The 14,840-nt window shown below is 68.2% G+C and carries 14 protein-coding genes; 4 read left to right on the top strand and 10 right to left on the bottom strand.

Annotated elements, in window-relative coordinates; all coding sequences use genetic code 11:
* Window positions 1-4 precede the first annotated feature (4 nt).
* Genes AB0H76_RS02725 through AB0H76_RS02740 form a run of 4 tightly spaced genes read right to left on the bottom strand, consistent with a single transcriptional unit; the run spans window position 5 to window position 5,269 of the window.
* A complete protein-coding gene (locus tag AB0H76_RS02725; RefSeq protein WP_357316396.1) occupies window positions 5-1,663 on the bottom strand; it encodes a class I adenylate-forming enzyme family protein in 1,659 nt (552 codons plus the stop codon).
* Window positions 1,664-1,703: 40 nt separating this feature from the next.
* On the bottom strand, window positions 1,704-2,744 hold the full coding sequence (locus tag AB0H76_RS02730; RefSeq protein WP_357316399.1) for an NAD(P)-dependent alcohol dehydrogenase: 1,041 nt from the start codon (window positions 2,742-2,744) through the stop codon (window positions 1,704-1,706).
* Complete coding sequence (locus tag AB0H76_RS02735; RefSeq protein ID WP_357316402.1) at window positions 2,741-3,895, bottom strand: serine hydrolase domain-containing protein; 1,155 nt, start codon at window positions 3,893-3,895, stop codon at window positions 2,741-2,743. Before AB0H76_RS02735 ends, AB0H76_RS02730 begins: the two co-directional genes overlap by 4 nt.
* A 3-nt stretch (window positions 3,896-3,898) precedes the next feature.
* On the bottom strand, window positions 3,899-5,269 hold the full coding sequence (locus AB0H76_RS02740; protein WP_357316405.1) for an NAD(P)-binding domain-containing protein: 1,371 nt from the start codon (window positions 5,267-5,269) through the stop codon (window positions 3,899-3,901).
* 105 nt (window positions 5,270-5,374) lie between these two features.
* Here AB0H76_RS02740 and AB0H76_RS02745 point away from each other — a divergent pair, with 105 nt between their 5' ends.
* Window positions 5,375-5,986 carry a TetR/AcrR family transcriptional regulator gene (locus tag AB0H76_RS02745; protein WP_357320340.1) on the top strand — a complete coding sequence of 204 codons (612 nt, stop codon included), beginning with the start codon at window positions 5,375-5,377 and terminating at the stop codon, window positions 5,984-5,986.
* On the opposite strand, the gene AB0H76_RS02750 is transcribed toward AB0H76_RS02745, so the two are convergent.
* On the bottom strand, window positions 5,983-6,459 hold the full coding sequence (locus AB0H76_RS02750) for a hypothetical protein (protein WP_357316408.1): 477 nt from the start codon (window positions 6,457-6,459) through the stop codon (window positions 5,983-5,985). The genes AB0H76_RS02745 and AB0H76_RS02750 overlap by 4 nt on opposite strands.
* A 536-nt stretch (window positions 6,460-6,995) precedes the next feature.
* Here AB0H76_RS02750 and AB0H76_RS02755 point away from each other — a divergent pair.
* The gene (locus AB0H76_RS02755; protein WP_357316411.1) at window positions 6,996-7,427 is read left to right on the top strand and encodes a DUF6319 family protein; all 432 of its coding nucleotides are present in this window, start codon (window positions 6,996-6,998) and stop codon (window positions 7,425-7,427) included.
* Window positions 7,428-7,430: 3 nt separating this feature from the next.
* Here the strand turns inward: AB0H76_RS02755 and AB0H76_RS02760 are convergent, their stop codons facing one another.
* From AB0H76_RS02760 to AB0H76_RS02770, 3 genes are all read right to left on the bottom strand, one after another.
* Window positions 7,431-8,978, bottom strand: a complete 1,548-nt coding sequence (locus tag AB0H76_RS02760) for a GGDEF domain-containing protein (protein WP_357316414.1) — start codon at window positions 8,976-8,978, stop codon at window positions 7,431-7,433.
* A gap of 59 nt (window positions 8,979-9,037) precedes the next feature.
* Window positions 9,038-9,517 carry a hypothetical protein gene (locus tag AB0H76_RS02765; protein WP_357316417.1) on the bottom strand — a complete coding sequence of 160 codons (480 nt, stop codon included), beginning with the start codon at window positions 9,515-9,517 and terminating at the stop codon, window positions 9,038-9,040.
* Window positions 9,518-9,614: 97 nt separating this feature from the next.
* The gene (locus AB0H76_RS02770; protein ID WP_357316419.1) at window positions 9,615-10,280 is read right to left on the bottom strand and encodes a pyruvoyl-dependent arginine decarboxylase; all 666 of its coding nucleotides are present in this window, start codon (window positions 10,278-10,280) and stop codon (window positions 9,615-9,617) included.
* Between the two features lie 353 nt (window positions 10,281-10,633).
* On the opposite strand from AB0H76_RS02770, the gene AB0H76_RS02775 reads away from it, so the two are divergent.
* Complete coding sequence (locus AB0H76_RS02775) at window positions 10,634-12,322, top strand: sodium:solute symporter family protein (RefSeq protein WP_357320343.1); 1,689 nt, start codon at window positions 10,634-10,636, stop codon at window positions 12,320-12,322.
* Window positions 12,323-12,333: 11 nt separating this feature from the next.
* Window positions 12,334-12,612, top strand: coding sequence for a hypothetical protein (locus AB0H76_RS02780; protein ID WP_357316422.1), 279 nt, complete (start codon window positions 12,334-12,336; stop codon window positions 12,610-12,612).
* Window positions 12,613-12,672: 60 nt separating this feature from the next.
* Here the strand turns inward: AB0H76_RS02780 and AB0H76_RS02785 are convergent, their stop codons facing one another.
* Together AB0H76_RS02785 and AB0H76_RS02790 are read right to left on the bottom strand one after the other, a co-directional pair.
* Window positions 12,673-14,133 (bottom strand): PepSY domain-containing protein, encoded by a 1,461-nt coding sequence (locus AB0H76_RS02785; RefSeq protein ID WP_357316424.1) that lies wholly within the window; start codon window positions 14,131-14,133, stop codon window positions 12,673-12,675.
* A 123-nt stretch (window positions 14,134-14,256) separates the two neighbouring features.
* Window positions 14,257-14,820: a hypothetical protein gene (locus tag AB0H76_RS02790; RefSeq protein WP_357316428.1), complete on the bottom strand. Its 564-nt coding sequence runs from the start codon at window positions 14,818-14,820 to the stop codon at window positions 14,257-14,259.
* Window positions 14,821-14,840: the final 20 nt, after the last annotated feature.

Consider the following 14,840-nt stretch of genomic DNA (forward strand, 5'->3'; position numbering starts at 1 on the left):
GCGCTCACACTTCGAGACCGCTGCGCACGACCTTGCCGGTGGCGTTGCGGGGCAGCGGGGTGGTGGTGATCCGCCAGCGGGCGGGCACCTTGTAGTACGCGAGCCGTTCGCGCACGAATTCGGTCAGCTCCGATTCGGTGAGGGCGTCGGCCTTGTCGACGATCACCAACGCGGCGACCTGCTGGCCCAGATCCGCGTCCGGCACCCCGATCACGGCGCTCTCGCGCACCGCGGGATGTTCGTCGAGGACCTGTTCCACCTCGGTCGGGTAGACATTCTCACCACCGCGCAGGATGAGATCCGAACGGCGACCGGACAATCGGAGCCGCCCCTGCTCGAGGATGCCGATATCGCCGGTGCGCAGCCAGCGGTCCGGGGTGATGGCCGCGGCCGTGGCCCGCTCGTCGTTCCAGTAACCGAGCATCACGTACGGGCTGCGCACGCAGATCTCGCCTTCGACAGCCTCGCCCACGGGTGCACCCGCGCCGTCCCGGATTTCGAGGCTGACGCCGATCACCGGGCGGCCCACCGTATCCGGGAATGCCGCCAGCTCCTGCGGTGCGGCAATGGTTGCGGCGGTGGAGCATTCGGTCATGCCGTAGCTGGTCACCAGCGCGGTGCGGGCCACCGGCAGCTCCGTGCGCAGCTTGTTCTGCAACTGAGCCGAGGACGGGGCGGAGTTCAGCGAGAACGCGGCCAGCGTGGAGAGGTCGTAGTTCGACAGATCGACGTCCAGCAGGCGAGTCGCCATGGTGGGCATGGCGCCCCAGTTGGTGATGCGCTCCCGTTCGATCAGGCGCAGTACCTGGTCGGCGTCGAAGCCGCCCTGATAGATCACGCAGGTGTCGCCGGTGGCCATCCGCGGAATCACCAGGTTGTGCAGGCTCGCGATGTGGAACAGCGGCGAGGTGACCAGGAAGCGGCGGCCCTTGGGCGCGCCGTCGTCCTGACCGCCGGTGAACGCCGCCGCCATCGCGTCGTTGAAACGGTGATAGTCGATGACCGACAACAGGTTTCGCTGCGTGTGCACCGCGCCCTTGGGGCGGCCGCTGGTCCCGCTGGTGTAGAGGATGACCGCGGGATCGTCCTCGCCGACCGGCGCGGGAGCCACGGCGGGCCGGTCCGCGTACTCGGCGATCAGCGCCGGAAGATCCTCCGCCATGGTCAGCACCGGCATCGCGGCGTTCAGGTCCCGGACGCGCTCGGCGCGTTTGGCGTCGACGATGAGCACGTCGGGCGCGGCATGCTCGAGCCCGTAGCCGATCTCGCGGGGTGTCCACCAGGCGTTGTAGCCCACCGCGATAGCGCCGAGCAGCTGCGTCGCCCAGAACGCCTGCACCCATTCGATGGTGTTCGCGGCCAGAATCCCGACCCGGGCGCCGGGGCGCACCTGGTATCTGTCGGCCAGCGCGGCGGCCAGCGCGACGACCTCGGCGTAGTGCCGCGCGTAGGTCAGGCGCTGGTCACCGCTGATCAGGTAGTCGCGGTCGCCGAGTTCCCGGGAGGCCTCGAGAATCTCGGCGAGCGATCGCCTGCGGTTCTTGATCACCGGCAGTTTCGCGCCGAGCACGTCCTCGACGGTCATTTCGAACGGGCCGCCGGGCCCGGTCAGGCGGCCCGCGATCTGCGCGGCCATCGCCTGGACATCAACAGGTTTGGTCATCGAACTTCCTCATTGGTCGACGGAGAATGAGAGCGGGCGGTCAGGGCACGAGGACCGCGCGGCCTTGGATCAGGCCCTTGTCCAGGCGGTCCAGCGCGGCGCGGCCGTCGGCCAGGTCGAACCGTTCGACTTCGACCCGGACCCGGCCGGACCGGGCCAGGGCGACTGAGTTGATCAGGTCGGACTTGGTGCCGCCGTAGGACTTTCGGACCGACGCTCCCCACGGCCAGCCCGGCCCGCCCGCGGGACCGGCGGTGATCTCCGGTGCGCCGCCGCCGAGCCCGATCATGCGATAGGCGCCGTTGGGCGCGACCGATTCCACCGCCAGGGTGGCGGTCTGGTCGGTGCCGACGAAATCGAACACCGCGTCCGCGCCGCGACCGCCGGTGCGATCGAGAATCGCGCGGGCGGTGCCGCTGTCGGCGAGCAGGCCCTCGGCGGCGCCGCAGCGGGCCGCCAGTTCCAGCTTCTCCTCGGCGATGTCGACCGCGATCACCCGGGCGGCCGTAGTCGCCGTAAGTATCTGCACCGCAACATGTCCCAGGCCGCCGATGCCGAGGACGACCGCCGTCGAGCCCGGGTACAGCCGGTCCCGGGCGCCCTCGATCGCGTGGTAGCTCGAGAGCGCGGCATCGGCCAGCGGCGCCGCCTGCAGGAAGTCCAGATCGCCGATGGGCACGAAAGAGCTTGCCGGAATGCGGATGTACTCGGCCATCCCGCCGTCCGGGCCGAGCCCGGGGCACGGCGGCATGGCGACCCGCCCGGCGGCCAGGCAGACGTTCTCGTTGCCGCTCACGCATTCCCGGCAGGTGCCGCAGGACCAGCACAGGTAGACCAGCCCGCGTTCGCCGACGGTGCGGTCCGCGACGCTGCCGCCGACCGCCTCGATGGTGCCGGCGATCTCGTGGCCCAGGGTGAGCGGATCCTCGCGCAGCTGGAACGGCAGGTGCAGTACGTGCAGATCGGAATGGCAGATGCCGGCCGCGCCGACCCGCAGCAGCAGGTCGGCCGGTCCGATCTCGGGAACCGGGATCTCGCGCAGTTCGAGCCGGCCGGGCCCGGTCAGTTGCAGCGCCCTCATCCCCGCACCGCCGCGTAGGTGGCGCGCAGGTAGGCGTCGGCGCGGGCCGAGCCGATGATGCCCGGTTCCATCTTGTTCATGGTGTAGGCGAAGGTCATGCGCCGATCCAGGTCGTTGACGACGATGGATCCGCCGTACCCCGACCACCAGCAGACCCGGCCCGCCGGCACCTCGGGCGCGGTCTGCGGCTGCGGCAGTCCGTAGCCGATGCCGAAGCGCAGCGGGACCATCAGCGCCAGGTCGACGCCGTCGGACTGCTGCTCGAAGATGAGATCGATCGTCTTGCCGGACAGGAACTCCCGGCCCGCCAGCGTGCCGCCGTTGGAGACCAGCGATTGCACCCGGGCGACCGAGCGGGCGTTGCCGTGCCCGTTGACCGCGCCGATCTCGGCCTGCTGCCACTGCGGAGTCGCGGTCATGGCGACGTCGAGCAGGGGACTGGTGAGCGTCTTCACCAGGATGCTCTCCTGATCGAGCAGCGTCATGTCGAATTCCAGGGCGGGCGGCGGGATCAGCGGTGCGATCCGGTCGTGCTGCTCGGGGCCGGTGCCGATGTGGAAGTCCGCACCGAGCGGGCCGGCCAGCTCGTCGGCGAAGAAGGCGCCCAGGCTGCGGCCGGTGATGCGGCGCACCACGGCGTCGACCAGGTGCCCGTAATTCAGGCAGTGGTAGGCCGACGCGCTGCCGGGCTCCCACCACGGTGGTTGCGCGGCCAAGCGGGCGGCGGCGGCCTCGGTGTCGTAGAGGTCGGGCACCGCCATCGGCGGCTGCCAGCCCGACACCCCGGAGGTGTGCCCGAGGATGTGCCGGATCTCGATGTCGCCCTTGCCGTTCGCCGCGAACTCGGGCCAGTAGTGCGCCACCTTGCGGTGCGCGTCCAGCTCGCCGCGGTCGATGAGTAGTAGCGCGGACAGCGCGGTCATCGTCTTGGTGATGGAGAAGACATTGACGATGGTGTCCGACGCCCAGGGCCGGGTGCGCTCCGGATCGCGGTACCCGCCCCAGATATCGACGACGGGCTCGCCGTCGACGACCACGGCGATGGACGCGCCCAGTTCCGCGCCGGAGGCCAGCTGGTTCGCCAATTCCCGGCGCAGGCCTTCGAATTGCCCGGTGCAGGAGCCCGAGGTGGTTTCGGTGATCGAGGTCATCAGCTACTCCGCCGTCTCGAGCGCGCGGGCGGGTACCGGCAGGGCGTTCCCCGCGGCGGCGGCACGCTTCGCGCCCCTGGACATTTCCTTGACCATGTCGCGCACGTACGGCTCGAACTCGATCTGAATCGTGTGCCGCGGTGAGTTGTAGTAGCGCTCGCGCTTCTTCTGCTCGTCGGCGGTGACATCGGCGCGCATATCGGCCGCCGGGGGCGGCAGATACCGGCCGGTGAGGTAGGCGGCAACCAGTTTGCTCTGCTGCTCGGCGAAGTTCACCAGAGTCGGAAGTGGCTGTGCCAGACCGAGATAGAACAGATTGTCCACGCCCGGTTTCATCATCTGTTTGAACAGCGGTAGTCGATTGTCGCTGTCGGGCACCAGCTCCGGATCGGTGAAGAACGGGAAGCTGATGTGATAGCCGGTGGCACAGACGATCACGTCCACCTCCTCGGTGCTGCCGTCGGCGAAGCGCACCCGCGGGCCTTCCAGCGCGGTGATTGCCGGTTTGAACGCGATGTCGCCACAGCCGGCGCGGTGCAGGAATTCCTCACTGGCCGAGGGATGGGCCTCGAACGGCCGGTGGTCGGGTTTGGGCAGGCCGTAGAACTCCATGTCGCCCCGGAACTTCCGGACGAAGCGCTGCTTGAGCCGCAGGCCCAGCTTGCGCGGCATCCACGCGGGCACGCTCTGCTTGTCTCCGACCGCGCCGTGCACGTACTTCGGCAGTACCCACACCCCGCGCCGGGCCGAGACGGTGAGCTTGGCGGCGATGAAGCGCTGGGACAGCTCGGAGGCGATGTCCAGGCCGGAGTTGCCCATGCCGACCACCACCACTCGCTTGCCGCGCATGTCGATCGGATCGAACGGGTCGTTGTAGGCGTGGCTGTGGATCAGCGCGCCGTCGAATTCGCCGGGGTAGTCGGGGGTGCGCGGGTCCCAGTGGTGGCCGTTGCAGACGATCAGCGCGTCGTAGCCGCGGGTACGCCCGTCGCCGGTGGTGACCAGCCAGGCGCCGTCGGGCTGCCGTTCGGCCGCGGTCACCTCGGTGTTGAAGATGATTTTGTCCCGCAGGCCGAAGTGATCGACGTAGTTCTTGAAGTACTCGAACAGCTGGGAGTGGTGCGGGAAATCCGGCCAGCCCTCGGGCGCGGGAAAGTCCTCGAAGGCCAGGCGCCACTTGGAGGTATCGATGTGCAGGCTCTGATAGCAGGCCGACATGCCGTTCGGGTTCTTGAAGTACCAATTGCCGCCGACCTCGTCGGAGGCCTCGAAACAGTCGAACGGAATCCCGAACTCCTGTAGGCGTTTCGCGGTGGTGATCCCGGAGGGCCCGGCGCCGATGACGCACACCCTGGGGAGATTTTGTGAAGTCAAGTGTGATCCTCATCTGAAAGCTGACGTCGCCGACGACCGTTGGCCGCGGAGTGACGTAGGCAACAAGCTAACACTGGCTAGACGGACTGTCTAGTGAATGACATGATGTCCACTGTGACCAGGCCGAGCTTGCGCGACGAACAGAAATTGCAGACCAGGGCGAAGCTGATCGAGGGCGCGAAAGCCCTGTTCAGCACCCAGGGCTACGCATCCGTGCGGGTCGACGACATCGCCGCCGCGGTGGGTTGTAGCCGCGCCACCTTCTATCTGCACTTCACCAGCAAGCTCGATGTGCTGCGCGCCGTCGCCGAACAGAGCACCGCGCCCAGCGCCCTGCATTTCTACGAGGATCTGGACCGGGTGCTCGACACCGATTCGCGCGCGGAATTCGTCGCCTGGATGACGCGCGCCATCGAATGGTTCCAGCAGTACAAGGATTTGCTGCCGGCCTGGGACGAGGCCACCGCGCTGGAACCGGAATTCCGGGAGATCGCCAAGCAGGGCATCCTCGCCCTGCCCAACGCCATGCCCTCGTACCTGGCGCGCTGGCCCGCCGATCGCCAGGACGAGGCCCGGCTGCGGGTGGAACTGCTTGTGGCCCAACTGGAACGGTTCTTCACCCGCTGGGCGATGCAGGGCACCATCGATGTCACCGCCGCGCAGGCGGCCGAGGTGCTCAGCGATATCTGGTTCCCCGCGCTCCGGGCGCCGAGTTAGCGGGGAATTGGCAGCACCTCGGGCACGCCGCCGTCGGGCGTCTTGGTGAGGGTGGTGAACAGGCCGTCTACGGGTGCTGACAGCTCGACGGCGACCGGGAACGATTGCCGCGGCGCGCTGGCGCAGTCCGGGTGGCAGACGCTGCGCGATTCCATGCCGCGGCCGAAGGCGCCGCTGTCGGTCCAGCTGTCCCACACCATCCGGTCGATGATCATATTGGCGTCCGCGCAGGTCAGGACGATCTCGCTGGGCCGGATCCGGGGTTGGCTCAGGCAGTTCACGATTCGCACCGAGCTGATCGGCATGGTCGTGGGTGCGGGCGCGGCCGGGCTGTGCTCCATCTCGGTCTCCGGCTGACGCACCAGTTCGGCCGTCGGGGCGGCGTCGTGCCGGGCCGGCCCGCAGGCCGCCAGCGCCGGGATCGCGGCGAGGACGGCGGCGGCGAAGGGCGTGACGGCGGCGAGCCTGCGCATGGAACTCCTCCTGCTTGGTCCGCGTCGGACGGGTGCGTTGAATGTAACTGAGAGTTTGCTGAAGCTGGGGATATGTGGCCCGGCAACTCTTCGGACCACAGTGCGAGTGCTCGATTTGGCAACGCGGTGCAAATCTGTCGGTGCGGTGCGGCATCATCTGTGCACGCAGCCCTGTACGAGAACGCCGCCAGTAATCGAAACCGCTCGGAGTGCCCATGCCGTCCCCCAGAACCAAGCCCAAGCCATTGTCGGACACGGAGATTCAGCAGATCGCCACGGACATCGAGGGCGGCCGTCCGCCGATGGTGTGGTTCACGGCTGCCGCGGTGGGTGTGCCGGAGGGTCGGTCCGGAAAGGTCGTCGCGCTCGGTGATCCGGCCGACGGAGATTTCTTGCAGGTCCGTCCCACCGGCTCGAAAGATGTACTGTCCTTCTCTCCCACCGAAGTGACGTTGACTAAGCCGCCACGTAAGCCCGAGCCGGCGGCCAGCTCGAGAACTGCTCAGCCGAAGTCGACAACCAGGAAGGAATCCACTGTGACCCAGCCGTCGACCCTGACGAGCGTCGCGAATCCGCCCGTCCCCGCCCCGGTGGCGGACAAACCGATCGGCGCGCCGTCCGAACCGAGCGAGACCGAGGCCAAGGCCGCCGCGAAGCCGGCCCCCGCCAAGGCGGTCAAGTCCACCGCGGTGCGCAAGGCGAAGGCACCCGAGGTCACCGTCACGCTGAACGGCACCGCCGACGGCGAGTGGACCGTCGAGGTGATCAACGGCAAGAAGCGCACCATCCGCGGCCTGCCGGTGCAGAGTTCCGCGGTGGCCCAGGCCGCCAAGATCCTGCATCCCGAGGTGGCCGAGGTGGTTTCGGGCATCCTCGACGCCGCCCGCCAGGTGCAGGAGCAGAAGGTGGCCGCTCTGCAGGCCGAGCTCGAACAGGCGCGTCGGCTACTGGAGGAACTCGCCGACTAGCAGTTAGACAGCTGTGCTCGTCGTCTGGCCGGCCGGGCGCCAACTTCGGCGCCCGGTTTCCGCTGTCGCGGGGGCCGGAGCGGGCGCGGGTGTGCCACGGCGGGTGTGCGGCGGGGTCTTCCAGGTGCTGGGCGGCGTCGTGCCCTGGCGCATGTCGTCGTGGAAGGCGTACCCCAGCGAGTACTCCTTCGCGTGATACATCGCCGAATCCGCCTCGCGGATCAGGTCGTAGATGCTGGCGTCGCAGGTGCGCGGGCCGGTGCAGGCGATGCCCACGCTGGTGGTGATCGGCACCTCGCCCGCGCTCAGCTCGAACGGCCGCACGAACGCGCCCAGCAACCGCTCGGCCAGCATCGAGGCCTCCTGCCGGCCCAGCGGCGCCAGCACCACGAACTCGTCGCCGCCGTAGCGGGCGACCACGTCGTCGCGGCGCACCACCCGGCGGATCCGGGAGGCCGCGTTGGCGATCAGCTCGTCGCCGACCGCGTGCCCGTAACTGTCGTTGACGCCCTTGAATCCGTCCAGGTCGATGAACAGCAGGCACAGCGGCTGCCCGGCCCAGTGCTCGCTGTTGCGATTGAGCGCGCGCAGCAGCGCGGACCGGTTCAGCAGCCCGGTCAGCATGTCGTGGTCGGCCTGGTATTGCGCGCGCCGCTCACTGCGCTGACTGCGCTGGATCGCCCGCTCGCTGCGCACCAGGACGCCGATCAGCAGCAGCGCGAACAACGAGGACACCACGATCCGGTCCACGGTGCCCAGGCTGGAACCGACCACCGGCACCAGCGAGGCCACTATCAGCGTGACCGCGATGAAGCTGGCGCGCTGCCGGGAGTGATGCGGATGGATGCGGCGCGGGCCGCCGATGCTCGTCATCGTCGGGTGCAGCGCCGCGAAGCCGACGGTCGCGTACCCCACCAGCAGCGGCGTGACCAGTACCTCGTGCCCGATCGTCGCGGTGCCGACGGTGTCGAGGCTGTAGCCGAGATCGCCGACCAGCACGGCGAACAAGGCCAAATGCAATAGCCGCAGCGAGGTTTCCGAGCGCGTCGAGGTGGCCACCGAATGCGCGACCAGGGTGAGCAGCAGGGCGTCCAGCACCGGGTAGGTGGCGGCGGCGACGGTGTTCATGGTGGCCGCGCCCGCCTGCAGAATCGGCGAGATGAGGAAGGTCCACGACGCGAGCAGGGCCCCCAGCCCGATCAGCGTGGAGTCGAGCAGCAGGTCGTAGTTGCCGCGGACCTGGCGTGGCCGCAGCCACAGCGTCGCGGCGACACCGATGCCGAAATAGCCTGCGAGAGTGAAGATATCGTCGAACGGGCTGGCGGCGTTGGCGGTGAATTCCCGCAGGGTGGTGCCCACTGCCGACAGCAGCGCCGACACCGAGATCAGATACCAGGGCAGCGGTTGGGCGGGTCGGTGCCTGCGTAGGCCGATCGCGATCATGAATTGCGCGCCGCCGATGACGACCAGCACGGTCGCCAGCGCGAGTAATCGTGAGTCGATGAACAGCGGAAGCGCGATCAGCGTGCAGACGCCTATCAGAACCAGCACACGCCAAGGCATTCCGAAAGGGAAGGGTTCGTTCGTGGACTGCTCTTCGCTGACTGCCATCAGCCCCCCTTGGTCGCTCCGTCCTCGGCGAACAGCGCGGTGTAATACGTTTGTGAATCCTCCACCGCGACTTCGACGTTCGCCTGCCGATCGAGTACCGCCAGCAGGCGGTCGATGATCGATCGATGAGTGTTGTTGTACGAGCAGATGTCCCAACCGACCGCAGCGCGATCGGCCACCAGAACCTGGACAACTGATTCGATCATGGCATGAAAGGCGGGCCCTTGTCGCGCAGTTGGGGCGACGAGTATGAAACCCAGGTAATAGATGGCGTTTCGGGCGGCGTGTTCGGGATATCGGGCCCAGAAATAGTCCGGACTGATCCACGGCACGGTCTCGAGATGCCTGGTCAGGGTAGCCATACCGACCGGTTCGCCCAGGGCGGTGCGGGTCACATGCTTCTGAATTCGCGGATCGAGCAGTTCCGCGCGGAATTCCTCGGGATGCAAGACGTGCCGGGCGATCGCCTTGGTCCGCATCGGGCCGAAAGCGTCCTCGTAGAGCTTGTGGAACTCCTCGATCCGATCCTCGGGGATCTCGGTTTCGATCGTTACGTGTAGCTCGTCTCCGGGCATATCACCTCCACGGTGCTGTGTGATAGGCGGCGAGCACCAACGCGCACGCCGGGGTTCCGGTGCACCGTGTCTCGGTGACCGAAAGCTGTACGGGACCGAAGTTTTCCGGCCGGTTGACCGTCATGTCGTGCAGGCTGGATCGGATCAGGTGCTCGACCTCGGTGCTGGTCTCGGCCTCGTGCTCGACGAAAAGCCCGGCGCCGGAACCATCGTCGCGCAATACCCAGCCGATGCCGGCGGCCGCGGTCGCGCCGGGCTCGGTCGCGTATTGGGCCGCGTAGACACAGTAGAGCCGATCACCCCATGCGATCGGCTTGCGGACCCGGTCGCCGCGTTCGAGCACGGCGCGCGGTGGAATCACGGAGGACAGCCGAATCAAGTTGGCATCACCCACTCCAAGCTCGCGCAGTGCCGCGTCGAAGGCCGACAGGGTCGTCGGCCCGACCCCGGTCGCGGCGCCGATCTCGATCGTCAGTGGCGCCCCATGATCCGTCGGCGCGCCGGCGTGCGTCGCGCGAATCCGGCCGAGGGGCGGGCGTAAGCGTCGATCGATCCACTGCAGCCCGAGTAGGCCGCTGCGTGGGGTTGTGTGAATCATAATGCCCTCCCGCCGAAACATCCGACCCATTTTGCAGGTCGTTTTTGCGTCAAAATGACTGTGCGTCACGTTTCCGGATCCCGCACGGGGAGTCGGAGAATCCAATGCTCGCTCGGCGTGTCGCCGGATTGGGTCCCGATGTCGTTGTCGCCGTGTGGTTTTCGTGTGGGATGAATCACGGTTTAGCTCGGTTGTTCGAGTGTCGCGGGGTGATCGGCAGGGCCCCTGAGCAACTGACCAGGTTTTTCCGTGAATCCACCCGTGCGGCGCGGCGCGGGCGCGCACAGTAGATGGCAGCCGACAATGTCCGGCGAACCGCACTCGCAGGACCATGCTCGACACCAGGTTTCACCGCCAGGAGGGACGACGCTGTGCCGCTTGCCGATTCATCTGTGTCCATATCCGCTTCGACCGGGCAACTGCTGGCCGCGGACCAGCTGCGGCTGGACGCGGCGCCCGTCGACTACGTCCTGGTAGCGCTGTATTTCGTGTTCGTCCTCGGCATCGGCCTGCTGGCCAGGTCCCGGGTGTCGAACAGCATCGACTTCTTCTTGTCCGGGCGGTCGCTGCCGGCCTGGGTGACCGGCTTGGCGTTCATCTCGGCGAATCTCGGCGCGGTCGAGATCATGGGCATGTCGGCCAACGGCGCCCAATTCGGCTTCCCCACCTTCCACTACTTCTGGATCGGCGCGGTCCCGGCCATGCTGTTCCTCGGCGTGGTGATGATGCCGTTCTACTACGGCTCCAAGGTGCGCAGCGTCCCGGAGTTCATGCGCCGGCGCTTCGGCACGGGCGCGCATCTGGTGAACGCGCTCAGCTTCGCGATCGCGCAGGTGCTGATCGCGGGCGTGAACCTCTACCTGCTCGGCTCCATCGTCAACGTGCTGCTCGGCTGGCCGCTGTGGATCTCGGTGATCGTGGCGGCGGTGATCGTGCTGTCCTACATCACCCTGGGCGGCCTGTCGGCGGCGATCTACAACGAGGTGCTGCAATTCTTCATCATCGTCGCGGCCCTGCTGCCGCTGACGCTGGTCGGCCTGCACCGGGTCGGCGGCTGGGACGGGTTGAAGGACAAGGTCTCCGCCTCACCCGGCGGCGCCGCGCAGCTGAGCTCCTGGCCGGGTAACGAACTCAGCGGATTCGCCAACAACTTCATGTCGGTGCTCGGCATCGTCTTCGGTCTCGGCTTCGTGCTGTCGTTCGGCTACTGGACCACCAACTTCGTCGAGGTGCAGCGCGCGCTGGCCACGCACTCGATCTCGGCGGCCCGGCGCACGCCCATCATCGGCGCCTACCCGAAGATGTTCATCCCGTTGATCGTGGTGATCCCCGGCATGATCAGCGCGGTGCTGGTGCCGCAGATGGCGGAGTTCAAGCAGGCCAAGGCGGCCGACCCCGACTTCAGCGGTGACGTGAAATACAACGACGCGCTGCTGTATCTGATGAAGGACGTGCTGCCGAACGGCCTGCTCGGCGTCGGCCTGGCCGGCCTGCTGGCCGCGTTCATGGCGGGCATGGCGGCCAATATCTCCGCGTTCAACACGGTCTTCAGCTACGACCTGTGGCAGCAGTACATCAAGAAGGACCGCAGTGACGGCTACTACCTGACCGTCGGCCGCCTGGCCACCGTCGGCGCCACCTTCGCGGCCATCTTCACCGCGATGATCGCCGGAAACTTCAGCAACATCATGGATTACCTGCAGACGCTGTTCAGCTTCTTCAACGCGCCGCTGTTCGCGACCTTCATCCTCGGTATGTTCTGGAAGCGGATGACGCCGACCGCGGGCTGGATGGGCCTGGTCTGCGGCACGCTGTCCGCCGTCACGGTCTTCCTGCTGCACGAGAACGGTGTGTTCACGCTGTCCGGGCAGGGCTCCAGTTTCGTCGCCGCGGGCGTCGCCTTCGTGGTCGACATCGTGGTCAGCGTCGCGGTCACCATGGTGACCCAGCCCAAGCCCGCCAGCGAGCTGGTCGGGCTGGTCTACTCCGAGACGCCCGAGGAGATGCGGACCGATCCCGAGCAGGCCTCGCTGCCCTGGTACCAGCGCCCGGTCCTGCTCGCGGGCATCGCGCTGGTGCTCGTCATCATCCTCAACGTGCTCGCCGGATAAGGAGTCCCGCAATGCTTTTCGACATCCGCACCATCGTCGGCGCGCTGCTGGCCCTTTACGGCGTCATCCTCGTGGTCACCGGTCTGGTGGCCAACACCGCCGAGCAGAAGGCCAAGACCGGCGACTGGAACGTCAACCTGTGGGCCGGACTCGGCATGCTCGTGGTGGGCCTGCTCTTCATCGCCTGGGCCGCGCTGCGCCCGGTCGTCCCGGATCAGGTGCCGGTGGAGTCCGCGGACCCGCTCGCCGGACCCGATCCGCTCGAGGCCGATCCGCTCGACAAGCGCTAGTCACCAGCGGCGAAAGCCCCGCCCGGACGATCGGGCGGGGCTTTCGTGTTCGGTGCCGCGTCAGCCGGAAGCGCGGGCGCGCTGGATCGAGCCGAGGACGACGTCCACGACCAGGAACGCGATCAAGCTCAGCCCGACCAGCGGTGCGAACCAGCCGACCACCAGGGCGGCCGCCAGCAGCGGGACCGCGATCCACAGCGAGGTCTTGCGCAGCACGCCCCGCCGCGGCGCCCGCCCGACCGCGAACGCCGACCCGCGAGTCGGCCTGCGCTGCCACCACATCCGGTAGCCGTAGCCGATCACGAAGATCAGCCCGATCATCGCCGCGAGCAGCAGCAACTGGTTCGGCAGCCCGAAGAGCAGACCCATGTGGAACGCGATGCCCCAGTTGGTGAGCTTGGCCATCAGCGGCCAGTCGGCGAAGGCGAGCCGGTCGGTCACCGCGCCGGTGCTGCCGTCCACCGCGACCGAGTCGACGGTGTAGGTGCCGGGCATGCGGCGTTCCTTCACCGCGAACGCCTGACCGGGCTCGGACGGAACGCTGATCTCGGCGCCCTGGGTGATGCCCGCCGCGCGCGCCGCGGCATAGACGCCGTCGAGCTGGGCGATCCGCTGCTCCGGGTTCTCCGGCTTGGGCGCCTCGTGTCCCGCGTGCTGGTGATCGCCGCCGGATGCCGGTGCGGCAGCGGTCGATCCGGGCAGTTTCGCGCTCACCGCGGGGGTCGTCCAGCTCAGCTGTTCGCGCAGCTCGGTGACGTTCGCGCCGGCATAGGTGGACCAGGTCATGCCGGTCGCCGCGATCAGCAGCAGTACCGGCAGGGTCCAGAGGCCGACCGCCCCGTGCCAGTTCATGGTCTTGGTGCGGCCGGTCTTGCCGCGGTCCGGCCGCAGCAACCAGCGGGCCGAGTTCCGTTCGCGGCGGGCGCGCACCCGGCGGAACCACAGCACCAGGCCGGCGAGCCCGATGATCCACAGCCAGGACGCCGCGAGTTCGGCGTAGAGCCGGCCGGTTTCGCCGAGGTGCAGGCTGCGATGCAGGTTGTCGATCCAGGTGCGCAGGGGCAGCGCGCCCGAACTGCCGTAGACGACCGAGTCGCCGACCGGGCGCGCGGTGTACGGATCGACGAACACCGCGCGCCGCTCGGATTCGCCGAGGGACGGATCGTTGAAGATCACGCGGGTGGTGTCCGAGGCGCCGGGCGCGGGGGAGACCGCGACCAGCGCCAGGTCCGGCCGGGTCGCGACCGCCGCGCCGACCTGCTCGGCCAGCGGTTTCGCCGTCCCGTGCGGTTCGACCCGGAGCAGGTCCTGGGAAGTGAGGTCTTCCAAGGTCGGGGAGATCGCGTAGAGCGCGCCGGTGACGGCGGCGATCAGGATGAACGGTGCGATGAACACACCCGCGTAGAAATGCAGCCGCATGGCCAGGGCCTGCAGGCCGTTGCGGGTCGCGGGTCTGCCCGGACCGGCGGGTTCGGGTGGGGACGCCGAGGTATCGGCGGGAAGGATTTCAGTTGTGCTCACGGGTCTTTTCGCTTCGTCAGAGGGAGACCCGGTCACGGAGCCGTGCGGACTGCGCCCATGCGGATACGCGCACGCGGCACAGCCCGAACCGGAGGGTTCGGCTGGGACCGGGTGTAAAGGAATTCAGACGCGAGCGACGAGCGGCGGACCCCGGGTCCGCAAGGTTCCGGCGGCGAGAACGCGCAGGATGGCGCAGTCGCGGTAGATGGTCCGCAGGGGGGCGGGGCCGGGGATGGCGAGCGCGCGGTACAGCGCGGGCAGCATCCGGGCGAGCACGGCGGTGCCGATCCGGTACGCCGCCTCGGCGCCCCGGATGACGAGTGCGGCCAGGAACGCCGCGACGATATGAGCGGTGAGCATGGCCGGGGTCAGCTGCGCGTCACCGTGGTGCAGGTGCCCGGAGCTGATGCCCATCGTGGTGTGGCCGAGCAACTGACCCGCGACCAGCGCGGCGATCAAGCCGCCCGAGGTGTCGCGCAGCGGTGCGATACCGGCGACGAGCGCGCCGACGATCGCCGACGCGGCGGCCAGCAGCACGAGCGTGGTACCGCCCGGCGTCATACCGCCGGAGGCCCACCCGTGCGCGGCGAGCGAGATCGCCCCCGAGATCGAGCCGGCCGCCGCGCCGCGCACCTGCGCGACGGCGCTGCGGGACCCCGCAGCTCTCGGGCCGACCTTGCTACTCACCCGCTGATGATAACGGACTG

It is taken from the genome of Nocardia sp. NPDC050712 (assembly GCF_040654295.1).
In the GTDB taxonomy this organism is placed as follows: Bacteria; Actinomycetota; Actinomycetes; order Mycobacteriales; family Mycobacteriaceae; genus Nocardia.

What these genes read in the sequence shown, in the direction of transcription:
- AB0H76_RS02745 (WP_357320340.1), top strand. Translation starts at nt 5,375, where the DNA reads ATGTCCACTGTGACCAGGCCGAGCTTGCGCGACGAACAGAAATTGCAG.
- AB0H76_RS02735 (WP_357316402.1), bottom strand. Translation starts at nt 3,895, where the DNA reads ATGACCTCGATCACCGAAACCACCTCGGGCTCCTGCACCGGGCAATTC.
- AB0H76_RS02750 (WP_357316408.1), bottom strand. Translation starts at nt 6,459, where the DNA reads ATGCGCAGGCTCGCCGCCGTCACGCCCTTCGCCGCCGCCGTCCTCGCC.
- AB0H76_RS02780 (WP_357316422.1), top strand. Translation starts at nt 12,334, where the DNA reads ATGCTTTTCGACATCCGCACCATCGTCGGCGCGCTGCTGGCCCTTTAC.
- AB0H76_RS02765 (WP_357316417.1), bottom strand. Translation starts at nt 9,517, where the DNA reads ATGCGGACCAAGGCGATCGCCCGGCACGTCTTGCATCCCGAGGAATTC.
- AB0H76_RS02725 (WP_357316396.1), bottom strand. Translation starts at nt 1,663, where the DNA reads ATGACCAAACCTGTTGATGTCCAGGCGATGGCCGCGCAGATCGCGGGC.
- AB0H76_RS02730 (WP_357316399.1), bottom strand. Translation starts at nt 2,744, where the DNA reads ATGAGGGCGCTGCAACTGACCGGGCCCGGCCGGCTCGAACTGCGCGAG.